General features: G+C 70.8%; 15 protein-coding genes. 8 read left to right on the top strand and 7 right to left on the bottom strand.

What is annotated here, in order from left to right:
- Positions 1 to 16 precede the first annotated feature (16 nt).
- Together ABD108_RS08810 and ABD108_RS08805 are read left to right on the top strand one after the other, a co-directional pair.
- On the top strand, positions 17 to 1,339 hold the full coding sequence (locus ABD108_RS08810) for an ABC transporter ATP-binding protein (protein WP_343930061.1): 1,323 nt from the start codon (positions 17 to 19) through the stop codon (positions 1,337 to 1,339).
- Between the two features lie 191 nt (positions 1,340 to 1,530).
- Entirely contained in the window at positions 1,531 to 2,517 is a 987-nt protein-coding gene (locus ABD108_RS08805; protein WP_305111023.1) for a M23 family metallopeptidase, read from the top strand.
- Positions 2,518 to 2,582: 65 nt separating this feature from the next.
- Here ABD108_RS08805 and pcrA read toward each other — a convergent pair whose 3' ends face one another.
- The 3 genes from pcrA to ABD108_RS08790 all read right to left on the bottom strand — a co-directional run bounded on the left by pcrA (position 2,583) and on the right by ABD108_RS08790 (position 8,997).
- The gene (gene pcrA, locus ABD108_RS08800) at positions 2,583 to 5,003 is read right to left on the bottom strand and encodes a DNA helicase PcrA (RefSeq protein ID WP_305111024.1); all 2,421 of its coding nucleotides are present in this window, start codon (positions 5,001 to 5,003) and stop codon (positions 2,583 to 2,585) included.
- Between the two features lie 193 nt (positions 5,004 to 5,196).
- On the bottom strand, positions 5,197 to 7,041 hold the full coding sequence (locus ABD108_RS08795) for a hypothetical protein (protein WP_343930060.1): 1,845 nt from the start codon (positions 7,039 to 7,041) through the stop codon (positions 5,197 to 5,199).
- 204 nt (positions 7,042 to 7,245) lie between these two features.
- Positions 7,246 to 8,997 carry a hypothetical protein gene (locus tag ABD108_RS08790; protein WP_343930059.1) on the bottom strand — a complete coding sequence of 584 codons (1,752 nt, stop codon included), beginning with the start codon at positions 8,995 to 8,997 and terminating at the stop codon, positions 7,246 to 7,248.
- A 67-nt stretch (positions 8,998 to 9,064) separates the two neighbouring features.
- Between ABD108_RS08790 and ABD108_RS08785 the strand changes: the two genes are divergently transcribed.
- The 5 genes from ABD108_RS08785 (at position 9,065) to ABD108_RS08765 (ending at position 13,967) form a co-directional block, all read left to right on the top strand.
- Positions 9,065 to 9,349, top strand: a complete 285-nt coding sequence (locus ABD108_RS08785; protein WP_013127915.1) for a chorismate mutase — start codon at positions 9,065 to 9,067, stop codon at positions 9,347 to 9,349.
- 97 nt (positions 9,350 to 9,446) lie between these two features.
- On the top strand, positions 9,447 to 10,244 hold the full coding sequence (gene stf0 / locus ABD108_RS08780) for a trehalose 2-sulfotransferase (protein ID WP_220658021.1): 798 nt from the start codon (positions 9,447 to 9,449) through the stop codon (positions 10,242 to 10,244).
- Positions 10,241 to 11,167, top strand: coding sequence for a sulfate adenylyltransferase subunit CysD (gene cysD, locus ABD108_RS08775; RefSeq protein ID WP_220658020.1), 927 nt, complete (start codon positions 10,241 to 10,243; stop codon positions 11,165 to 11,167). The genes stf0 and cysD overlap by 4 nt, the downstream gene beginning before the upstream one ends.
- Positions 11,167 to 13,056, top strand: a complete 1,890-nt coding sequence (cysC, locus tag ABD108_RS08770; protein WP_343930058.1) for an adenylyl-sulfate kinase — start codon at positions 11,167 to 11,169, stop codon at positions 13,054 to 13,056. The genes cysD and cysC overlap by 1 nt, the downstream gene beginning before the upstream one ends.
- A complete protein-coding gene (locus tag ABD108_RS08765) occupies positions 13,053 to 13,967 on the top strand; it encodes a formylglycine-generating enzyme family protein (RefSeq protein WP_343930057.1) in 915 nt (304 codons plus the stop codon). Before cysC ends, ABD108_RS08765 begins: the two co-directional genes overlap by 4 nt.
- On the opposite strand, the gene ABD108_RS08760 is transcribed toward ABD108_RS08765, so the two are convergent.
- Positions 13,941 to 15,401 (bottom strand): sulfatase family protein, encoded by a 1,461-nt coding sequence (locus ABD108_RS08760; RefSeq protein ID WP_343930056.1) that lies wholly within the window; start codon positions 15,399 to 15,401, stop codon positions 13,941 to 13,943. The genes ABD108_RS08765 and ABD108_RS08760 overlap by 27 nt on opposite strands.
- A gap of 67 nt (positions 15,402 to 15,468) precedes the next feature.
- Positions 15,469 to 16,932, bottom strand: a complete 1,464-nt coding sequence (locus ABD108_RS08755) for an NAD-dependent succinate-semialdehyde dehydrogenase (RefSeq protein WP_343930055.1) — start codon at positions 16,930 to 16,932, stop codon at positions 15,469 to 15,471.
- Positions 16,933 to 16,987: 55 nt separating this feature from the next.
- Here ABD108_RS08755 and pgi point away from each other — a divergent pair, with 55 nt between their 5' ends.
- Entirely contained in the window at positions 16,988 to 18,646 is a 1,659-nt protein-coding gene (gene pgi, locus ABD108_RS08750; protein ID WP_343930054.1) for a glucose-6-phosphate isomerase, read from the top strand.
- Positions 18,647 to 18,653: 7 nt separating this feature from the next.
- On the opposite strand, the gene ABD108_RS08745 is transcribed toward pgi, so the two are convergent.
- Together ABD108_RS08745 and ABD108_RS08740 are read right to left on the bottom strand one after the other, a co-directional pair.
- Positions 18,654 to 19,754, bottom strand: a complete 1,101-nt coding sequence (locus ABD108_RS08745) for a serine hydrolase domain-containing protein (RefSeq protein ID WP_343930053.1) — start codon at positions 19,752 to 19,754, stop codon at positions 18,654 to 18,656.
- Positions 19,751 to 19,972, bottom strand: a complete 222-nt coding sequence (locus ABD108_RS08740; protein ID WP_220658014.1) for a hypothetical protein — start codon at positions 19,970 to 19,972, stop codon at positions 19,751 to 19,753. The genes ABD108_RS08745 and ABD108_RS08740 overlap by 4 nt, the downstream gene beginning before the upstream one ends.
- Between the last annotated feature and the right edge of the window lie 29 nt (positions 19,973 to 20,001).

Genomic DNA, 20,001 nt, shown 5'->3' with positions numbered 1-20,001 from the left:
CTCAGGAGTACCTCTCATGACCACCGTCACCCGGCCCGGCGCCGCACCCCTCATCCGTCTGTCCGGCCTCACCAAGAGCTTCGAGGGGGCCGCCGGCGACACCCTCACCGTGCTCGACGACATCGATCTCACGATCGCCGACGGCGAGATCGTGGCTCTGCTCGGCCGGTCCGGCTCGGGCAAGTCGACCCTGCTGCGCATCATCGCGGGGCTGATCCCGCCCTCGTCCGGCACCGTCGAGGCCGACGGTGCGCCCCTGCGTGGACCCAACCCCGGCACGGCCATGGTCTTCCAGTCCTTCGCGCTGATGCCCTGGCTCACCGTCCAGGACAACGTGGAGCTGGGGCTGGCCGCCCGGAACGTGCCGCGCGACGAGCGGCAGGCCCGCGCGGTCTCCGCGATCGACACGATCGGGTTGGACGGCTTCGAGTCCGCCTACCCGCGCGAGCTCTCGGGCGGGATGCGCCAGCGCGTCGGCTTCGCCCGCGCGCTGGTGGTGCGGCCCGACCTGCTGCTCATGGACGAGCCCTTCTCCGCACTCGACGTCCTCACCGCGGAGAACCTGCGCGGCGAGCTCGTCGAACTGTGGACCCAGGACGATTTCCCGATCCGCAGCGTGTGCATCGTGACGCACAACATCGAGGAGGCCGTGCTGCTGGCCGACCGCGTGGTGGTCCTCGGGTCCAAGCCCGGCCGCATCGTGCACGAGACCCGGATCGACATGCCGCGGCCCCGCAACCGCACCTCCGCCGATTTCGAGGCGATCGTCGACGAGCTGTACGAGGCCCTCACCGGCCGCACCGCCGAGATCGAGCACGCACCCGACCCGGGCGAGGCGACGCCGGTGAGCCGTCCGCTGCCCGACGCCACCGTCGGTGGGCTGGCCGGTCTGGTGGAGCTGGTGCACATGCACGACGACCGCGCCGACCTGCCGGACCTGGCGAACGACCTCAACTTCGAGCTCGACGACATCATGCCGCTGGTGGACGCCGCCGCGATGCTGGGCTTCGTCGAGGTCGACGGCAACGACATCAAGATCACCGAGGAGGGGCGCACCTTCGTCGAGGTGCCGCTGTCGGAGGCCGGCGAGGTGTTCGCCCGGCAGGCGTCGCAGCGCGCTCCCCTGGTGCGCACGGTGCTGCGAGCGCTGCGCAGCACCAGCGACGGTGCGCTGCGGCTGGGCTTCTTCCTGGACCTGCTGCGGCGCGGTTTCGGCCCCGAGGACGCGGAGCGGCAGATGCGGATCGCCATCGACTGGGGCCGCTACGGCAGCCTCTATGATTACGACGCCGATGACGACCGGATCCGGCTGGATCCGAAGGCCGAGACCCAATTGTGATCAAAGCCACATTCCGACACTCGGGATCGCAACAGGTTGTCTCGTCGCAATCATTTCGTTATCGTCGACGGGACGCGGATCACGAAGCGGTCACGATGGAGACATCGCCCGGTCACTTCGAGGTCGTCGACAAGCGGTTTCACGAGCGGAGTAGGGCGAGTATGACACGGAGTCGCGAGGAAGCCCGCGAGGTGAGTTTCAGCAGCGCCACGCAGGTTCTCGACCATGAGTCGATCACCGCGATCATCCCCCTCGACGAGATCGAAGCCCGCCTTGAGGCTGCGTACGCCGAGAGCTGGGCCGACGCACCCGAGGGCGAATCGGCGCTCGGCTACCGCCCCACCCACTCGGAGCTCACCCAGGATCTGATGATCCCCGAGGTGCTGTTCACCGGCACCCCGCGTTTCGACGCCCCCGCCGAGGACGACGAGGACACCGCCTTCCTCGCCCCGGTTCCGGAGGTCGCCCCCGAGCTCGCTCCCGCTCCCGTCCGCAAGGGCGGCAAGCACCGTGTCGCCGCACCGCCGCACGCGCTCAAGGGCCGCGCCGCCCTGCTCGCGCTCGCCGCGGGTGCCACCGTCGCCGGTGCCGCCGTGGCCACCACCTCGACCGATGGCCCGGCCACCTCGCAGCAGCCCGTGGTCCCGCCCGCCGGTGGCCCCGAGTCGAACGTCGCCCGCCAGGCTCCGGTTCCCGCCGCGCAGGACATGGATCAGTTCAGCGCCGCGCTCGCCGGCGGCAAGGCCCGCAAGGACGCCGATGACAAGAAGGTCATCGACTCCATGCGCCCGAAGGTCACCGCGCCCGTGAACGGTGCCACGCTCACCTCGAACTTCGGCACCCGCTGGGGCGCCATGCACGGCGGTCTCGACCTCGCCGCGCCGCTCGGCACCCCGCTCTTCGCCGCGGCCGACGGTGTGGTCACCGACGCCGGCCCCGCCTCGGGCTTCGGCATCTGGGTCAAGATCCGCCTGTCCGACGGCACCGTGCTGCTGTACGGCCACATGTACAACGTCAACGTGCAGCCCGGCCAGGTGGTCAAGGCCGGCGATCTCATCAGCTGGGTGGGCAACAACGGCTACTCGACCGGCCCGCACGTGCACTTCGAGGTGCACACCCCCGGCGGCACGAAGCTGGATCCGCAGAGCTGGCTCGCTGAGCGCGGCGTTCGGGTCTAGTCCGCCCCACGATCACAAGGAAGCGGCCCGGGAGATCATCTCCCGGGCCGCTTCTCTCGTTCCGGCTAGAGCTTCTCCATCGGCAGGCCGCCGAAGGTCATCAGGGTGACGGTGCCCGCGGACCCGAAATCGAGCGTGACCCGCTCCATGGGGCCCGTTCCCGTGACCGCGGTGACGGTGCCGAGCCCGAAGGAGTCGTGCGAGACGCGGTCGCCGACACCGAGCGTGAGCTTGTTGGCCCGCCGCGTGGGCTTGGGCGCCTTCTTGCTCTTCCACGCCGCATCGGAGCCGCCGCGCTTGTCACCCCAGGTGCGCTGGCCGCCCCACGATTCCCGGTCTCCGCCGAAGACACCGCGGGAACCGGCGAACTGCGAGCGCACGGGTTCCGTACGGCGCCAGTCGATCAGGTGCTGCGGGATCTCGGCGAGGAACCGTGATTCCGGGTTCTGCATGGGGTCGCCCCAGGTGGAGCGGATCATCGCGCGGGAGACGTAGAGCCGCTCGCGGGCACGGGTGATGCCCACGTAGGCGAGGCGCCGTTCCTCGGCCAGTTCGTTCTCGTCGCCGAGGGCGCGCATGTGCGGGAACTGGCCGTCCTCCCAGCCGGTCACGAAGACCACCGGGAACTCCAGACCCTTCGCGGTGTGCAGGGTCATCAGGGTGACGACGCCCGCATCGTCGTCCGGGACCTGGTCGGCGTCGGCCACCAGCGAGACGCGTTCGAGGAAGGCGGCCAGTGAGCCGGGTTCGGGCGTGCCCTCCTCGACGACGGCGTCGGTGAAGTCCTGCGCGGAGAACTCGCGGGCCACGCTGATGAGCTCCTCGATGTTCTCCAGGCGCGCACCGTCCTGCGGATCGGACGAGCCCTCGAGTTCGGCGCGGTAGCCCGTCTTCTCGACCACCGCGTCGAGCAGGTCACCGATATCGGATTCCTCGTCGGCCGCGATCCGGCGCAGCTCCGTCATGAGGCCGGAGAAGGTGGCGATGGCGTTGCGGGAGCGTGGATTCAGCATCGCGACGCCGCCGTCGACCGCGTCCTCGATGGCCTGGTTGAAATTGGTCCCGCGGTTCTCGGCGTGCACGGTGAGGCAGGCCTGTGCGCGGTCACCGATGCCGCGGCGCGGGGTGTTGACGATGCGCTGCAGGCTCACGGTGTCGTTCGGATTGTCGATGGCGCGCAGGTACGCCACCAGGTCGCGCACCTCCTTGCGCTCGTAGAAGCGCACGCCACCGACAACCTTGTACGGCACGCCGTGGCGGATGAACACCTCTTCCAGCACGCGCGCGGCGGTGTTGGTGCGGTAGAACACGGCCACGTCGCTGTACTTGATGCCGTTGTCGGAGAGCGCATCGATCTCGGACACCACGAAGCTGGCCTCGTCGTGCTCGTTGTCGGCCACGTAGCCGGTGATGAGCGCACCGTCGCCCTGGTCGGTCCACAGCTTCTTCTCGCGGCGGCCGGTGTTCCGCGAGATCACGGCGTTCGCGGCCGAGAGGATGGTCTGGGTGGAGCGGTAGTTCTGCTCCAGCAGAATGGTTTCCGCGTTCGGGAAGTCCCGTTCGAATTCCTCGATGTTGCGGATGGTGGCGCCGCGGAAGGCGTAGATCGACTGATCGGCGTCGCCCACCACGCACAGTTCCGACGGCGGCACGGCGTCGCCCTCGTCACCGTCGGCGGTCTCCACGCCCACCAGCTCGCGCACCAGGACGTACTGGGCGTGGTTGGTGTCCTGGTACTCGTCGACGAGGACGTGCCGGAAACGACGGCGGTAGTACTGCGCCACATTGGGGTGCGCCTGCAGCAGGCCCACGGTCTCGCCGATCAGATCGTCGAAGTCGAAGGCGTTCGCGCTGCGCAGCCGGGCCTGGTACGTGCCGAAGACCTCGGCGACGGTGACGGCGAAGGGCTCGCCCGTCTTCGCCGCATCGGCGGCGGCGTCCTCGGGGCCGATCAGCTCGTTCTTGAGGTTGGAGATCTGGGTGGCCAGCGCGCGCGGCGCGAACTTCTTCGCGTCCAGTCCCATGTCCTTGACGATCATGGTGAGCAGGCGCCGCGAATCGTCGGCATCGTAGATGGAGAAGTTCGAGTTCATCCCGGGCAGCAGGCCCGCCTGGGCGCGCAGGATGCGCACGCACGTGGAGTGGAAGGTGGACACCCACATGGTGTTGGCGCGCGGGCCGATCAGCTGCGCCACGCGCTCGCGCATCTCGGCCGCGGCCTTGTTGGTGAAGGTGATGGCCAGGATCTGGCCGGGGTGCATGCCCCGGGCGGCCAGCAGGTAGGCGATGCGGCGGGTGAGCACGGCCGTCTTGCCGGAGCCCGCGCCCGCCACGATGAGCAGCGGCGAGCCCTCATGCAGGACGGCCGCCTGCTGCTGTGGGTTCAGCCCCTCCAGTAGCTCCTGCCCTCGTTCCTGCTTCTCCTGCGGCCGGGAGAAGGGCTTGCGCTGGCGGAGTCCGGACTGCTGCGGTGCTGCTTCATTCATCTCCCATCCAGCCTAGCCGCCGGGTCCGACAGGTTCCGGCGACGGCTCCGCCCGCCCCTTCGCGAAACTGCACCCCAGCGGGCGGCCGTGGACACTATGGCCGCAGTCGCCCGCTGGGGTGCAGTTTCGCGATGGAGGGCGGACGGGTCCGGCAGCCTGCCGGACCCGTCCGCCTTCGCGATTCCTCGGCCGATCAGGCAGCCGCAGCCGTCTCGACGCCCGCGCCGTCCGACGCACTGCCGCCGGCCGCCGAGCCCGCGCTGCTGTCGGCACCGGAGGTCCCCTCGGAGGAACCACCGGTCGTCGGGGTCTCGATCGTCGGGACCTCAGCCTTCGGCGTCTCGACGGGCGTCTCCGCCTTCGGCGTCTCCGCCTTCGGCGTCTCGGTCTTCGGCGTCTCGGTCTTCGGCGTCTCGACCTTGGGCGTCTCCACCTTCGGCGTCTCAACGACCGGGGTCTCGACCTTCGGCGTCTCGACGACGGGCTTCTCGGGCGTCTCCGCCTTCGGCGTCGCGGGCGTCACCGACGATCCACCGGACACCGCAGCAGCTGAATTCGCGGAGCCGGCCGCGGAATCGCTCACGGCGACGGGTGCCACCGTGTCACCGGAGGCCCGAGCGACCCCGGGCGCGGGCGCCTTGCCGGACGCGCCGTCGATGAACGACTTGGTGACACTGAGCAATGCCGGCAGCAGTCCCGGCGAGAACTCCTCGCCCGGGGCGAAGATGCCGTTCACCACGGTGCCGAGCGAGGTGGCGATGCCTGCGGACACGGCCTGGAGCACGGCGAACGGATCGCCGGCCATCAGGGCCTTGCCCACCTTTTCGAGCTCGGCCAAGGGCACGGCGCCGAGATCGCGGGTGAAGTTGTACGCACCGAGGGTGAGTCGCAGCAGGTCGTTCGAGGCGGCGTCGAGCCCCTTGCCGAGCGGTCCGAGGAACGGGTTGAGCACGGTTCCCGTCTGCAGTACACCGGCACCCAGACCCAGCACCACGGCGCCGAGCACACCGTGGATCTTGGTGTAGGAGAACGACAATTCGCCCTTGGGCAGGTTCTTGGTGAAGACCTCGACCAGCGAGGGCAGGCCGTATTCGCCGGTCAGTCCCTCGGTGACCGTCTTGAACGTGTCCTGCCAGATCTTGCCGATCTCCTGCAGCTGCGGGAGGCCGGGGAACGCGGGCACCGCGGTGGGCGAGGCCGCCAGGGTGGCGGCGGAGGCCGGACCGAAGGACACCGGCGTGCCGTCCTTGGTGGCGAAGGGGCCCTTGGTGGCCCATTCCGATCCGGCGAGGCCGGAGATGATCGCGGGGATCAGCCCGGTGATGCCCTTGACCACACCGAAATCGCCGAACAGCGATTCGACGGTGAACTCGCCGACCTTGCGGGCGGTGCCGATGAGGGCGTTGACGGCCCCGACGGGGTCGCCGGCGGTGAGCGCCTTGGTGGCGGCGCCGATCCCGTCGAGCAGGTGCGCGGGCAGGGTCACGACGGTGGCGAGCGGCGGCAGGACCAGCCCGATGATCGGCAGCATCGCGGCCTGGAAGGCATCGGCCAGCGGCCCGATCTGCGGCCCGAGCTGGTTCATGATCGGCGTCATACCGTTGAGCAGGGCGCCGAGCACGGGGCCGGTGAAGGTGTTCGCGACGGCCTGCCAGGCGTCGCCGTACTTCCCGGCGGCGATCAGCTTCTGGGCCTCCGCGAGTGCGCCGGGAAGATCGTCGCCGATGCTGGTGATGATCTGCTGGGCGCCCTCCGCGAGGACACCGCCGATCACGGTGACGTTGCCGACCTGGTCGCTGACCAGCTTGATGACGCCCGTCAGTGGATCCTTGACGAACTTCATGCCGGAGTCCACGGCCCAGTTGGCGAGGGCGCTCGCGGCGCCGCCGATGTCCTTGACGATCGGCGGGACGGTGGGCGCGGTGACCCCGGCGGCGGAGGCCGCCATCGGGGTGACCGCCAGCGTGGCCGCGGTGAGGATTGCGACCCCCGCCCCGGCGTAGCGCGTCGAAGCGGGGGATTGAACTGCGAGGTTCATGAGCACAAGCCCTTCGAAATGAGAGGTGACGCCGATCACACACGGATCGGACTCCGCGAAAATATCCCCACTGTGGCTATTTCGCGGCACATTGAAAGAAGCTTTGCGACACCAAACGCTCAACTGTCGCAGCGACCGGCATCAGCGCAGTTCACGGCGATGTTTACGGGTATAGAAACGTGATTTCCGACGCCGGATCGGGCCTCATCGCTCGGGCGCCGAGGCCGGAATCAGGAGCCCGACGGGTCCGCCGCTCACGCACGCGACGAGTCCCGGCGACTCCGCCCGGGCCAGCAACCCGCCGCCCGCACCGGGCACCCGGACGTACAGCGTGTGCGGCCCCCGCTGGACGGGAACCCGCACGGGAGCCCCCGCGCGTTCCTGCTGCAGCACGAGCACACCGTCCTCCGCGGCGAGGTAGTTGACCTGCACCACCCATTCCCAGTAGGCCAGCGGCCCCTCGTACTGCAGGAGGACGGGCGCACCGTCGACCCGGGTGCCGCACCCGGGCACGTCCCCGACGGGCACCGACCGGACGCGGCTCACCCGGCCCGGCACGAACCGGCCCTGCCGATCGACGACGGTGGCCTCGGGCGAGGAGGTCCCGAACCGCGGCCGCTGCGCGGTGGTGGCCAGGAGGTGCGAGAGCGTGTTGTCCGGGTACGCGAGGCGGGCGATGACGTCGGTGCTGATCTCCTGATCGAGCATCGGCCGGCCGGCGTACGCCCGCGAGCCCTCGCGCACCTGCTCCAGGTATGAGCCGGTGGGGTTGTCCGCCCAGACCGGCGCGAACCGCACGGTGCTGGCGCTCGCGCTGACGGCGAAGACCAGCACCACCGCCGCCCACAGGCGCGGATCGAGCCGCCGACGCCGGGTGCGCGCCGTGATCACCAGCGCCCCGGCCAGCGCGAGCACCCACGCGAAATCGGCGAAGTACCGCAGCGACAGCGGCAACAGCGTGGACGTGTACTCCGAGCTGCGCAGGAAGAAGACCGGCGCCAGCGATGCCACGAAGTACGCGGCCGCCGCGCCCCAGGCGGCCAGGCCGCGCGGCGCCCGCCACCAGGTGACTCCGACGATCGCGACGATCGCGAGCAGGCCGATCACCGTGATCGCGACGTTCGGCACCACGACGGGCGGCCCCGGGTTCTCCCGCGTCCACGTCCACGGGCCGCCGAGCGCCGCGGGCGCCAGCACCGAGTTCACGGACCGGAACAGCGCGGAGAAGGTGAACGACACGGTGTGCTCCCCCGGCCGCGACGCGGTGATCGTGGACCAGAGCGCGAACCAGCAGACCACGATCAGCCCGTACCCCGCCCACAGCCACCGTCCCCGGCGCAGCGCCGGTCGCACCGCGTGACCGCGCACGTACCGTGCCAGAACCACGGCGGCCACAGCGACGAACGGGATCGCGAGGGCCTTCTCGAAGAACAGCAGGGAGACCAGCACCGCGGCGATCGCCCACAGCCCGGACCGCCGGTTGCCGCGCACGTACCGCACCGTCTCGGCCACCGCCACCGCCAAGCCGATCTGCAGCGGCAGGGCGTTGAGGCCGGACGCCCACCAGGCCATGGCGGGCAGCGTGAGCGGGGACAGGAGGAAGAAGACGAAGGGCACCAGGATGATCGGGCGGCGGCCGGCCACCACCACGAGTGCGCGGAGCGTGGCCAGCGAAGCGAGCAGCTGCAGCACCAGCAGGGTGCCGGCCGCGGCGGGCCAGCTCAGCGGCGCGAGCTTGGCGGTGAGTGCGGCGGTGAACAGTGCGGCGGGCATGAGATGCCCGTCGTAGTCGACGAACCACGCGCCCGGGTCACCCAGCGCCTGCCCGGACCGTCCCAGGAAGACCACGTCGTCCCAGTAGAAGCCGCCCCGGGCGAGCACGTATCCGCGCACCACCAGCTGCAGGCACAGCAGCAGCACCGCGCCGCCCCACAGCAACCGGTGGGGCCGCGTCACGGGCGAACGGAGGTGGCGAGGCACGGTCCCCGATCGTATGCGGCGCGACTGTGGAAAACTTCACCCCATGAGCACACCCGACAGCACCGGCGGCGGCACGCCCCTCGCCGAGGAGGAGATCGCCGCGCTGCGCGAGGAGATCGACCGGCTGGACGCCGAGATCCTCGCCGCGATCAAGCGCCGCACCGAGGTGTCCCGGATCATCGGCCGCACGCGGATGGCGTCGGGCGGGCCCCGGCTGGTGCACTCGCGCGAGATGAAGGTGCTCGACCGGTTCTCGGAGCTGGGCCGGGAGGGCCACACGCTCGCCATGCTGCTGCTGCGACTGGGCCGGGGGCCGCTGGGGCGCTAGTGCCGCAGCACACCGCTTCGCGCCCGTCAAGAGCCTCGCGCACACTGACGAAAAACCCCAGGTTGCGAGCGGTTTTTCCAGCATTACACTGGGCCGCATGTCACAGCCCGAGAGCTACCTGGTGTGCGCCAGTCAGCGCAGCGGTAGCACCCTGCTCGTGGAGTCCCTGGCCGCCACCGGTGTGGCCGGCAACCCGCAGGAGTTCTTCCAGTACTACCCCACCTCCTCGCTGTCGCCGCAGCCCCGCGAATGGTTCGCCGGCGTCGACGATCCCTCGCTGATCGACCTCCTCGATCCGATCGACCCGGGCACCGTCGATCCGCGGACCGCGGAGCAGTGGCGCGACGATCTGCTGGCGGAGGGTCGCACCCCCAACGGAGTGTGGGGCGGCAAGCTGATGTGGAATCAGACGCCGCTGCTGATCGCCCGTACCCGCACCGCCTCGGGGTCTGTGCGCACGGCCGTCCGTTCCCTGTTCGACGGTGCCGACCCCGTGTACGTGCACGTCTTCCGGCCGGACGTGGTGCCGCAGGCGGTGTCGATGTGGCGGGCCGTGCAGACCCGGATCTGGCGCGACGATCCCGATCACGACCGCGAGCGCGACGAGCGGGCCGTGTACCGCGCCGAGGGCATCGCGCATCTGGCCGCGATCCTGCTGGAGCAGGAGCGGTCGTGGCGCGCCTGGTTCGCGGCCGAATCGATCGAGCCGGTGGAGATCGATTTCAGCGAGCTGACCGCCGATCCCCGTAAGACCACCGCCCGGGTGCTGGAGGCCATCGGCCAGGACCCGGCGCTGGCTCCTCCGCCCCCGCTCAAGCCACAATCCAACGCCCGCTCGAAGGAGTGGGTGGAGCGGTACCGCGCCGACGCCGCACAGAACGGATACCCCGCATGAGCACTCTGACCGCCGTGGACGAATTGCGCGTCCTCGAAGCCGAGGCGGTGCACATCATCCGCGAGGTGGCCGCCGAACTGGAGCGGCCGGTGCTGCTGTTCTCCGGCGGCAAGGATTCGATCGTGCTGCTCCGGTTGGCCGAGAAGGCCTTCCGGCCCTCACCGCTGCCCTTCCCGATCCTGCACGTGGACACCGGGCACAACTTCGACGAGGTGATCGAGTTCCGCGATCGCCGGGTGGCGCCGACGGCCGAGAACCCGGAGGGGATCGAGCTCATCGTGGCCTCGGTGCAGGAGTCGATCGACACCGGCCGCGTCGCCGAATCCACCGAGGCGTCCGGATCGCGGAACCGCCTGCAGACCCGCACCCTGCTGGACGCGCTCGAGGCCGGGAGGTTCGACGCGGCCTTCGGCGGCGCCCGGCGCGACGAGGAACGCGCCCGGGCCAAGGAGCGGGTGTTCAGCTTCCGCAACGAGTTCGGCCAGTGGGACCCGCGGGCGCAGCGCCCCGAGCCCTGGTCGCTGTACAACGGGCGCATCCGCCGCGGCGAATCGGTGCGCGTCTTCCCGCTGTCGAACTGGACCGAACTGGACATCTGGCGGTACATCGAGCTGGAGGGCCTGGAGCTGCCGTCGATCTACTTCGCGAGCGAACGCGAGGTCTTCGAGCGCGACGGGATCCTGCTGGCGGTCTCGGAATTCACGCAGCCGCGCGACGGCGAGACCGCGAGCCGGGAGTGGGTGCGCTACCGCACCGTGGGCGATCTGACCATCACCGGCGCGGTCCGCAGCCGCGCCACCGACATCGGCGCCGTGATCGAGGAGATCTCGGCGGCAACGGTTTCCGAGCGGGGCGAGACCCGCGCCGACGACCGCACATCAGCGGCCGCCATGGAGGACCGCAAGAAAGAGGGCTACTTCTGATGACCGATGTGCTGGCCCCCACCACCACCCGCCAACTGCTGCGCCTCGCGACCGCGGGCTCGGTCGACGACGGCAAATCCACGCTGATCGGCCGGCTGCTGCACGACACCGGCAGCCTGCCCACCGACCACCTGGAGGCCGTGACCGACGGCGACGAGGTGGATCTCGCGGCGCTGTCCGACGGCCTGCGGGCTGAGCGCGAGCAGGGCATCACCATCGACGTGGCGTACCGTTTCTTCTCCACCGACACCCGCAGCTACGTGCTCGCCGATACCCCGGGCCACGAGCGGTACACCCGCAACATGTTCACCGGCGCCTCCAACGCGCACGTCGCGATCCTGCTGGTGGACGCGCGCAAGGGCGTGCTGCGGCAGACCCGCCGGCACGCGCGGATCGCCACCCTGTTGGGCGTGCCGCACGTGATCGCCGCCGTGAACAAGATCGATCTGGTCGACTTCTCGCAGGAGCTGTTCGCACAGGTCCAAGCGGAGCTGGCCGAGCTGGGTACGCAGCTGGGCCTGCCCGAGATCCCGGCGATCCCGTTGGCCGCCAAGCTCGGCGACAACGTGGTGCACCGTTCGCCGAACACCGCCTGGTACACCGGCCCCACCCTGCTGGAGTACCTGGAGGGCGTGCAGCTGCGGGCGCCGTCGGCGCAGGCGCGCGAGCTGCGCCTGCCGGTGCAGTGGGTCTCGCGGCCCACCACCGAGCAGCGCCGCCGCTACACCGGGCGGATGGCGGCGGGCACTCTGGCCGTGGGCGACGAGGTGCTGGTGCTGCCCTCGGGCAGCCGCAGCACCGTCACGGCCCTGGACACCCTGGACGACGAGCGGACGGTGGCCGTTGCGCCGCTGTCGGTGTCGGTGGAACTGGCCGACGACATCGACGTGGGCCGCGGCGACGTGCTGGTCTCCGGCGCCGCGGATGCGCATCTGCCGGTGGCGGCCCGCGAGATCGAGGCCACCGTGTGCTGGCTGGCCGAGAAGCCCTTGCGCGCAGGCGATCGCGTGGCGCTCAAACACGCGACGGCGACGGTGCGCGCCACGGTCCAGTCGCTGGAGCGACGGCTCGATCCGGAGACGCTGATCGAGCAGGTGGGGCCGAGCGAACTGACGCTCAACGACATCGGCACCATCACGCTGCGCACCAGTTCGGTGGTGGTCGCCGACCCGTACGCCCAGAACCGGGACACGGGCGCGTTCATCCTGATCGACGAGGCGAGCAACGACACCGTGGGCGCCGGGACCGTCGCCGAGGCCCGCGAGGTGGTGCCGGGACAGGCCACGCGCAACGACATCCGGTGGCATCCCAGTTCGCTGGGGCGCGCGGAACGCTGGGCCAAGACGGGGCAGCGCGGCGCCACGGTGTGGTTCACGGGCCTGCCCGCCTCGGGCAAGTCGACGGTGGCGGTGGCGCTGGAGCGGGCCCTGGTCTCCCAGGGCCGGGTGGCGTACCTCATCGACGGCGACAACATCCGGCACGGCATCTCCGACGATCTGGGCTTCTCGCCCGGCGACCGCGCGGAGAACATCCGCCGGGTGGGACATCTGACCCGCCTGTTCGCCGATGCGGGGGTGATCGCGATCGCCTCGCTGGTCTCGCCGCTGCGCTCGGACCGGGAGATCGCGCGCGAGCTCAACAAGGCCGCCGATATCGACTTCCTGGAGGTGCACGTCAGCACGCCGGTCTCCGAATGCCGCAAGCGGGACCCGAAGGGGCTCTACGCCCGTGCCGATCGCGGCGAGCTGCGCGGCCTGACCGGCGTGGACGGGCCGTACGAGAAGCCCGAGGATCCGGACCTCAAGTTCGACACCACCGGCGCCGACACCGACGAGCTCGCGCAGCGCGTGATCGCCCTGCTCGTCGCGCGGGGAATACTGGACGCGTGACCTGCTGCTCGCCCACCGGCCCCGAGCTGCCCGCGCGGCGGCTCGCCGCGGCCGGTGGCGGCGGCCACCCGATCCCCCAGGCCGTGGTGCCCGCCGGGGAGTTCGCGATGGGCGACGCGCACGGCGACGGCTACCGCGCCGACGGCGAGGTCCCGGTGCACCGGGTCCGGTTGCCCGGCTTCACGATCGATGCGACCACGGTGACGGTGGCCGCGTTCACCGCCTTCGCCGAGGCCACCGGCTATGTGACCGACGCCGAGCGGTTCGGGGCATCGGCGGTCTTCCACGCCTCGGCCGCCGAACCCGCATCGGGGGTGCCCGTGCCGGGCGCGCCGTGGTGGCTGACGGTGCGCGGCGCCACCTTCCGATCCCCGGGCGGGGCGGGCACCGTCGGGCGGCCCGATCACCCGGCCGTGCACGTCTCGCACGCGGATGCACTCGCCTACTGCGCGTGGGCCGGGCGGGATCTGCCCACAGAGGCGCAGTGGGAGTACGCGGCACGCGGCGGTCTCGACGGCGCGCGGTACCCGTGGGGCGACGGGCATCCGGTGCCCGGCGAGGACTGCAGCATCTTCGTCGGCGACTTCCCCGATGCGCCGCAGGGCCCGGTCGGCACCGTGCCCGCGCGGTCCTTCGCGCCCAACGGCTACGGCCTGTACCAGGCGGTGGGCAATGTCTGGGAGTGGTGCACGGACCGGTATTCGTCGCGCTACTACCGGATTTCGCCGGTGGACTCCCCCACCGGGCCCGATCGGGGCGCCGCCCGCGTGCTCCGCGGCGGCAGCCACCTGTGCCACGACTCGTACTGCTACCGCTACCGGGTGGCCGCCCGCAGCCACAACACCCCGTCGTCCTCGGCGAGCAACATCGGGTTCCGCACGGTGTCAGGCGTTGACGGCGCCCGGCACTGAACGATCGGGCCGGTCCGCGTCGGCACGCGCCTGTTCGGCTAACTCGCGGGCGGTCAGCTCGCGGCGCGCCCCCTGCGGACGGCGCGAGGGCAGCGGCACCTCGTCGGCATCGGGCTTGGCCCGTCCGGCGAAGAAGGCGGCCATGAAGTCCTCGGCGATCTTCGTGCCCTCGGCCTCGGTGGGCAGCACATCGCCGGTCTCCACGCGCCAGTTCGCCAGCACTCCGGCCAGGCGCCGCGCCACCCACTGGTAGGCGGGCTCGTCGATCACGTTGCGCCGTTCGTAGGGGTCCACGACGAGGTCGTACAGCTCGCGGCGGGCGCGGGGCGCGGCCGTCTCGTAGGGGTCGAGCGAGGAGGCCGACGAGCTGTCGGCGATGTCGAGCGGCAGCAGCAGCGCGGGGCGGTCGGCGTAGTTCTCGATGTAGCTGAACTGCTTGGTGCGCACGGCGCGGATCGGGTCGTAGGCGTCGTGGTAGGTCTTCTGCGTGAACAGGCCGGCCCGCACCTGCTCGCCGGCGGGCTCCAGCAGCTCGGCCGCGTGGGTCTCGCCGTCGAGGTCCTCGGGCAGCGGCACGCCGAGCAGATCGAGCACCGTGGGCGTGAGGTCGACGCCGGAGAACAGGTCGTCGTAGACCCGCGGCGCGAGGCCCAGGCTGCGCGGGGGCCGCACGATGAAGGCGACGCCGGTGCCCTCGCCGTACAGCGTGGACTTGGCGCGCGGGAAGGCGAGGCCGTGATCGGTGATGAAGACGATCCAGGTGTTCTCCGCGAGCCCGAGCTCGTCGACGGTGTCCAGCAGCCGGCCGACGGCGGCGTCGGCGTGGGTGATGCTGCCGTGCAGCCCGGACAGGTCCTCGCGGACCTGCGCGGTATCGGGCAGGAAGCCGGGCACGCCGATGGTGTCCGGGTCGGCCGGTTCGTACTGGTCGACGGGGTACGGGCGGTGCGTCTCGAAGAACCCGGCGGTCAGGAAGAAGGGCTCGGCGGCATCGGCGTTCTCGGCCAGCCACTCCTGCGAGCGGGCCACCACGTAGTCGCAGAGCGAGTCGGAGACGTCGACGGTGTCGAAACCGAGCTGCGACGGGTCCGCGCTCTCGTGCTGCATGCCGAACAGGGCGCTGCGGTACCCCGCCTGTCCGAGCAGGGCGGGGAGCGTCTGCACGCCCTCGCGGTACTCGAAACCGTGGTGGGCGAGGCCGACGAGGCCGTTGCGGTGCGGGTGCAGGCCGGTGAACAGCGAGCCGCGGGCGGGCGAGCACAGCGGGGCCGTGGCGTGGGCGTCGGTGAACCGGATGCCCTCGGCGGCGAGCCGGTCCAGGTGGGGGCTGACCACGCCCTCGGCGCCGTAACAGGTGAGGTGACGTCCCAGGTCGTGCCAGTGCACGAGGATCACGTTCTGCCGCGTGCCGGTGCGCTCCTGTAGGTCTGCCACCCTATGAAGTTGCCACACCCACCTGTGGTCCGGCGAGGTTTGCACTCACACTGAGCCAAGAGATCGGCTATTGCAGGGCGATGTACTTGGTCTCCAGGTACTCCTCGATGCCCTCGCTGCCGCCCTCGCGGCCGAAGCCGGACGCCTTGACGCCGCCGAACGGTCCGGCGGGGTCGGAGATCACGCCGCGATTGACGCCCACCATGCCGCTGTCGATGCGGTCGGCCACGCGCAGGGCACGGTCGAGATCGCGGGTGAAGATGTACGAGGCCAGGCCGTACTCGGTGTCGTTGGCGGCGGCCACCGCCTCGTCCTCCGTGCTGAAGCCGATGATCGGCGCGACCGGCCCGAAGACCTCCTCGCGCAGGATGCGGGCGTCGGCGGGGAGGTCGGCCAGCACCGTCGGCGGGAAGAAGTGGCCCTTGCCCTCGGGGGCGACGCCACCGAGCCGCAGCGTGGCGCCCTTGCCCACCGCGTCCTGCACCAGCTCGGAGACGATGTCGCGCTGGTCGGCGGAGACCAGCGGCCCGATGGTCACGCCGTCGTCGATGCCGGGCCCCACCACGTACTCGCTCATCTTCGCGACCAGCTTGTCGGTGAATTCCGCGAGCACGCTCTCGTGCACGTGGAACCGGTTGGCGGCCGTGCAGGCCTCGCCGCCGTTGCGGAGCTTGGCGAGCAGCGCCTGACCGACGGCGTGGTCGACATCGGCATCGTCGAAGACCACGAACGGGGCGTTGCCGCCCAGTTCCATGGAGGTGCGCAGGATGCCGGGCGCCGACTGCCCGATGAGCGCGGCGCCGACGCCGGTGGAGCCGGTGAAGGTGAGCTTGCGCAGCCGCGGGTCGGCCAGCAGGGGTCCGGTGAGCGCCGAGGACTTCGAGGTGGGGAGCACCGCGATCACCCCGTCGGGCACGCCCGCGTCCTTGAGCACCTCGGCCAGCAGCAGCATGGTGAGCGGCGTGAGGCCCGCGGGCTTGACCAGCATGGTGGCGCCGGCGGCGAGGGCGGGACCGATCTTGCGGGTGCCCATGGCCAGCGGGAAGTTCCACGGGGTGATGGCCAGACAGGGCCCGACGGGGACCTTGCTCACCAGGATGCGGCCGGTGCCGGCGGGTGCGGGCGTGTACCGGCCCGCGATCCGCACGGCCTCCTCGGAGAACCAGCGGAAGAACTCGGCGCCGTACTTGAGCTCGTTCGCCGATTCCGGGAGCGCCTTGCCCATCTCCAGGGTCATCAGCAGGGCGAAGTCGTCGGCGCGGGCGTGCAGCCCCTCGAACGCGGCGCGCAGGATCTCGCCGCGCTCGCGGGCCGGGGTGGCGGCCCAGGCGGGACCTGCGGCGACGGCCGCGTCCAGGGCGGCGGCACCGTCGTCCGCGGTGGCGTCGGCGACCTCGACAAGCACCTCCTCGGTGGCCGGATCGTGCACCGGAAAGGTTGCGCCGGAACTGGAGTCACGGAATGCCCCGTTCACGAAGATTCCCGTGGGGATCGTCTCGAGCAGGTCACGGACGCGCTGCGCGGTAGCCATACCAGCCACAGTAACCGCCCGGCGAGAACGCCCGCAGGACACTAGGCTGATGCGCATGAGCACGCTGGACATCACGACCACGACCGCCTGGCGAGCCCTGGACGCGAACCATCGCGCCGTCGCCCCGTTGCACCTGCGGGACATCTTCGCCGACGATCCGGCCCGCGGCACCGAGCTCGTTCTCCGGGTGGGCGACCTGTACATCGACTACTCCAAGCACCGGGTGACACGCGAGACCCTGGCCCTCCTGGCGGAGCTGGCCCGCGAGGCCGGGGTGGAGAGCAAGCGCGATGCGATGCTCGCGGGCGCGCACATCAACTCCACCGAGGACCGCGCGGTGCTGCACACCGCGCTGCGCGCCCCCGCGGACCCGCCGCTCACGGTGGACGGGCAGGACGTGACCGGCGATGTGCACGAGGTGCTGGGCCGGATGGGCGACTTCACCGATCGGGTGCGCACGGGCGAGTGGCGCGGCGCCACCGGCGAGGCCATCACCGATATGGTGAACATCGGAATCGGTGGCAGCGATCTGGGTCCGGCGATGGTCTACCGCGCTCTGCGGGCTTATGGCCAGCCCGGCCTCCGGTGTCATTTCGTCTCCAATGTCGATCCCGCCGATATCGTGGCCACGCTGGCCGGGCTGGACCCGGCGACCACGCTGTTCGTGGTGGCGTCGAAGACCTTCTCCACGCTGGAGACGCTCACCAACGCGCACGCCGCGAAGACCTGGCTGCTCGACGGGCTGGGGCTGGGCGACGAGGCGGTGGCCAAGCACTTCGTGGCGGTCTCCACCAATGCGGAGCGGGTGGCGGCCTTCGGCATCGACACCGCGAACATGTTCGGCTTCTGGGACTGGGTGGGCGGCCGCTACTCGGTCGATTCCGCGATCGGTCTGTCGGTGATGTGCGCGATCGGGCGCGAGCGCTTCGCGGAGTTCCTCGCCGGTTTCCGCGCGGTGGACGAGCACTTCGCCACCGCGCCGATCGAGCAGAACGCGCCGATCCTGCTGGGGCTCATCGGTCTCTGGTACTCGGACTTCTTCGGCGCGCAATCGCGGGCGGTGCTCCCCTACGCCAACGATCTGGCCCGGTTCCCGGCCTACCTGCAGCAGCTCACCATGGAGTCGAACGGCAAATCGGTGCGGGTGGACGGCACCGCGGTCACGGTGAACACCGGCGAGATCTTCTGGGGCGAACCGGGAACCAACGGTCAGCACGCCTTCTACCAGTTGCTGCATCAGGGCACCCGGCTGGTGCCGGCCGATTTCCTGGGCTTCGCGGAATCGACCGACGATCTGCCCACCACCGACGGCCTGGGCACCATGCAGGACCTGCTGATGAGCAACCTGTTCGCGCAGACCAAGGTGCTGGCCTTCGGCAAGACCGCGGAGGAGATCGCCGCCGAGGGAACCGATCCCGCCGTGGTGCCGCACAAGGTGATGCCCGGCAACCGGCCCAGCACCACGATTCTCGCGCCCAAGCTCACCCCGTCGGTGGTGGGCCAGCTGATCGCGCTCTACGAGCACCAGGTGTTCACCGAGGGCGCCGTGTGGGGCGTCAACAGCTTCGACCAGTGGGGCGTGGAGCTGGGCAAGGCGCAGGCCAACGCACTGTTGCCGGTGATCGCGGGGAGTGCTGCGCCGCAGGCGGATCAGGATTCGTCGACCGATGCGCAGGTGCGCTGGTACCGGTCCGAGCGGGGGCGCGCGGTCTAGCGCTTCCCTAGCGCGCGCAGAGCGCGGCGCCGAATGCGGCTTCGATGGCGTGCTTCTGCGCCTGGGTGGCGGGTTGCTGGTTCGCGACCACGGTGACGGCGCGGGAGGCGGTGGCGCCGTTGTAGGTGCGGTAGCCGGGAATGGAGCCGCCGTGCCCCCAGACGGTGCCGCACGGGGTGGGCAGTTCCGCCTGGCCGAGGCCGTATCGCAGGCCGTCGCGGTTGACGAGCGGTCGCGGGGCGCGTCGTGCCTCGGCGAGCTGCGCCGGCGGGATCACCGTGCCCTTCTGCACGGCGAGGAAGTAGCGGTTCAGGTCGGACGGGGTGGCCACCATCGCCCCGGAGGCGCCCGCCCACGACGGGTCGTAGGCGGTGATGTCGATCCGTTTCCCGTTCTCCACGGCGTATCCGGCGGCGTGGGGTGCGCGCGGCACGGTGTCGCCGGGGCCCGGGTAGTAGGTCGTCGTGAGCCCGTGCGGGGCGAGGATCCGGGTGCGGATCTCCTCCGCGAGCGGCCGCCCGGTGATCTTCTCCACGAGCAGTCCGAGCACGAGGTAGTTGGTGTTGCTGTACTCCGCGCGGGCGCCGGGGGCGAACCGCGGTGGGAACGCGGCGCGGGTCTTGCGTACCAGGTCGGCGGGATCGTGCACCGTCATCGCGGCGTCCTCGGTGTCGAGTTCGGGGAGGCCGAGATGATCGGGCAGCCCGGAGGTGTGCTGCAGCAGATCGCGGACGGTGATCCGGGTGCCGTCGATCCCGGCACCGTCGACGGTGTCGTCCAGGCCGATCCGCCGCTCGGCGACCAGCTGGAGGATCACGGCGGCCACGTAGGCCTTGGTGTTGCTGCCGATCCGCACGTAGCCGTCGGCGGGGAAGGGCGTGCGACGGTGGACGTCGCCGACGCCGGCGCTCGCGATCCAGTCCCGTCCGCCTTCGGTGACGACGACCTGCGCGCCGGGGTAGCCCGCGGTCACCATCGCATCGAGGGCCCGCTGAACGGATTGCCGTCCGGCGGTGGAGATCGGTTCGGCGGACGCGGGCGCGACCATGACGACGGTGGCGACGACCGTCGCGGCGCAGGCGGCGCTGAGGGTGCGGGCCGGATTCACGACGACTTGGGGGTGTTCCAGACGCCGCCCTGGCAGGCGATCACGAACCCGGCGTCCACGTCGAGGCCGAGGGTGCCGTCGGCGTAGGCGCAGGCGGCGCCGCGGCTCCCCTTCTTGTAGTCGTAGTCGTCGGGGGTCGCGGCGGCCATGCCGGTTCCGGCGACGAGGGCTGTTGCGGCGAGGGCCGCCACGCTGAGGGACTGAATGAATGTGCGCATTTCGCACCACCTTTCGACCCCTCTGACGC

Origin of the sequence: Tsukamurella strandjordii, assembly GCF_039525985.1 — a bacterium.
GTDB classification, from domain to species: domain Bacteria; phylum Actinomycetota; class Actinomycetes; order Mycobacteriales; family Mycobacteriaceae; genus Tsukamurella; species Tsukamurella strandjordii.
The sequence above is the reverse complement of the archived record's forward strand: the minus strand, read 5'-3'. Positions and strand labels throughout refer to the sequence as shown.

Bases quoted from the DNA above. Each gene is read 5' to 3' on its own strand.
- ABD108_RS08810 (WP_343930061.1), top strand. From the start codon at position 17: ATGACCACCGTCACCCGGCCCGGCGCCGCACCCCTCATCCGTCTGTCC.
- pcrA (WP_305111024.1), bottom strand. From the start codon at position 5,003: ATGAATGAAGCAGCACCGCAGCAGTCCGGACTCCGCCAGCGCAAGCCC.
- ABD108_RS08795 (WP_343930060.1), bottom strand. From the start codon at position 7,041: ATGAACCTCGCAGTTCAATCCCCCGCTTCGACGCGCTACGCCGGGGCG.
- ABD108_RS08785 (WP_013127915.1), top strand. From the start codon at position 9,065: ATGAGCACACCCGACAGCACCGGCGGCGGCACGCCCCTCGCCGAGGAG.
- stf0 (WP_220658021.1), top strand. From the start codon at position 9,447: ATGTCACAGCCCGAGAGCTACCTGGTGTGCGCCAGTCAGCGCAGCGGT.
- cysD (WP_220658020.1), top strand. From the start codon at position 10,241: ATGAGCACTCTGACCGCCGTGGACGAATTGCGCGTCCTCGAAGCCGAG.
- cysC (WP_343930058.1), top strand. From the start codon at position 11,167: ATGACCGATGTGCTGGCCCCCACCACCACCCGCCAACTGCTGCGCCTC.
- ABD108_RS08755 (WP_343930055.1), bottom strand. From the start codon at position 16,932: ATGGCTACCGCGCAGCGCGTCCGTGACCTGCTCGAGACGATCCCCACG.
- pgi (WP_343930054.1), top strand. From the start codon at position 16,988: ATGAGCACGCTGGACATCACGACCACGACCGCCTGGCGAGCCCTGGAC.
- ABD108_RS08740 (WP_220658014.1), bottom strand. From the start codon at position 19,972: ATGCGCACATTCATTCAGTCCCTCAGCGTGGCGGCCCTCGCCGCAACA.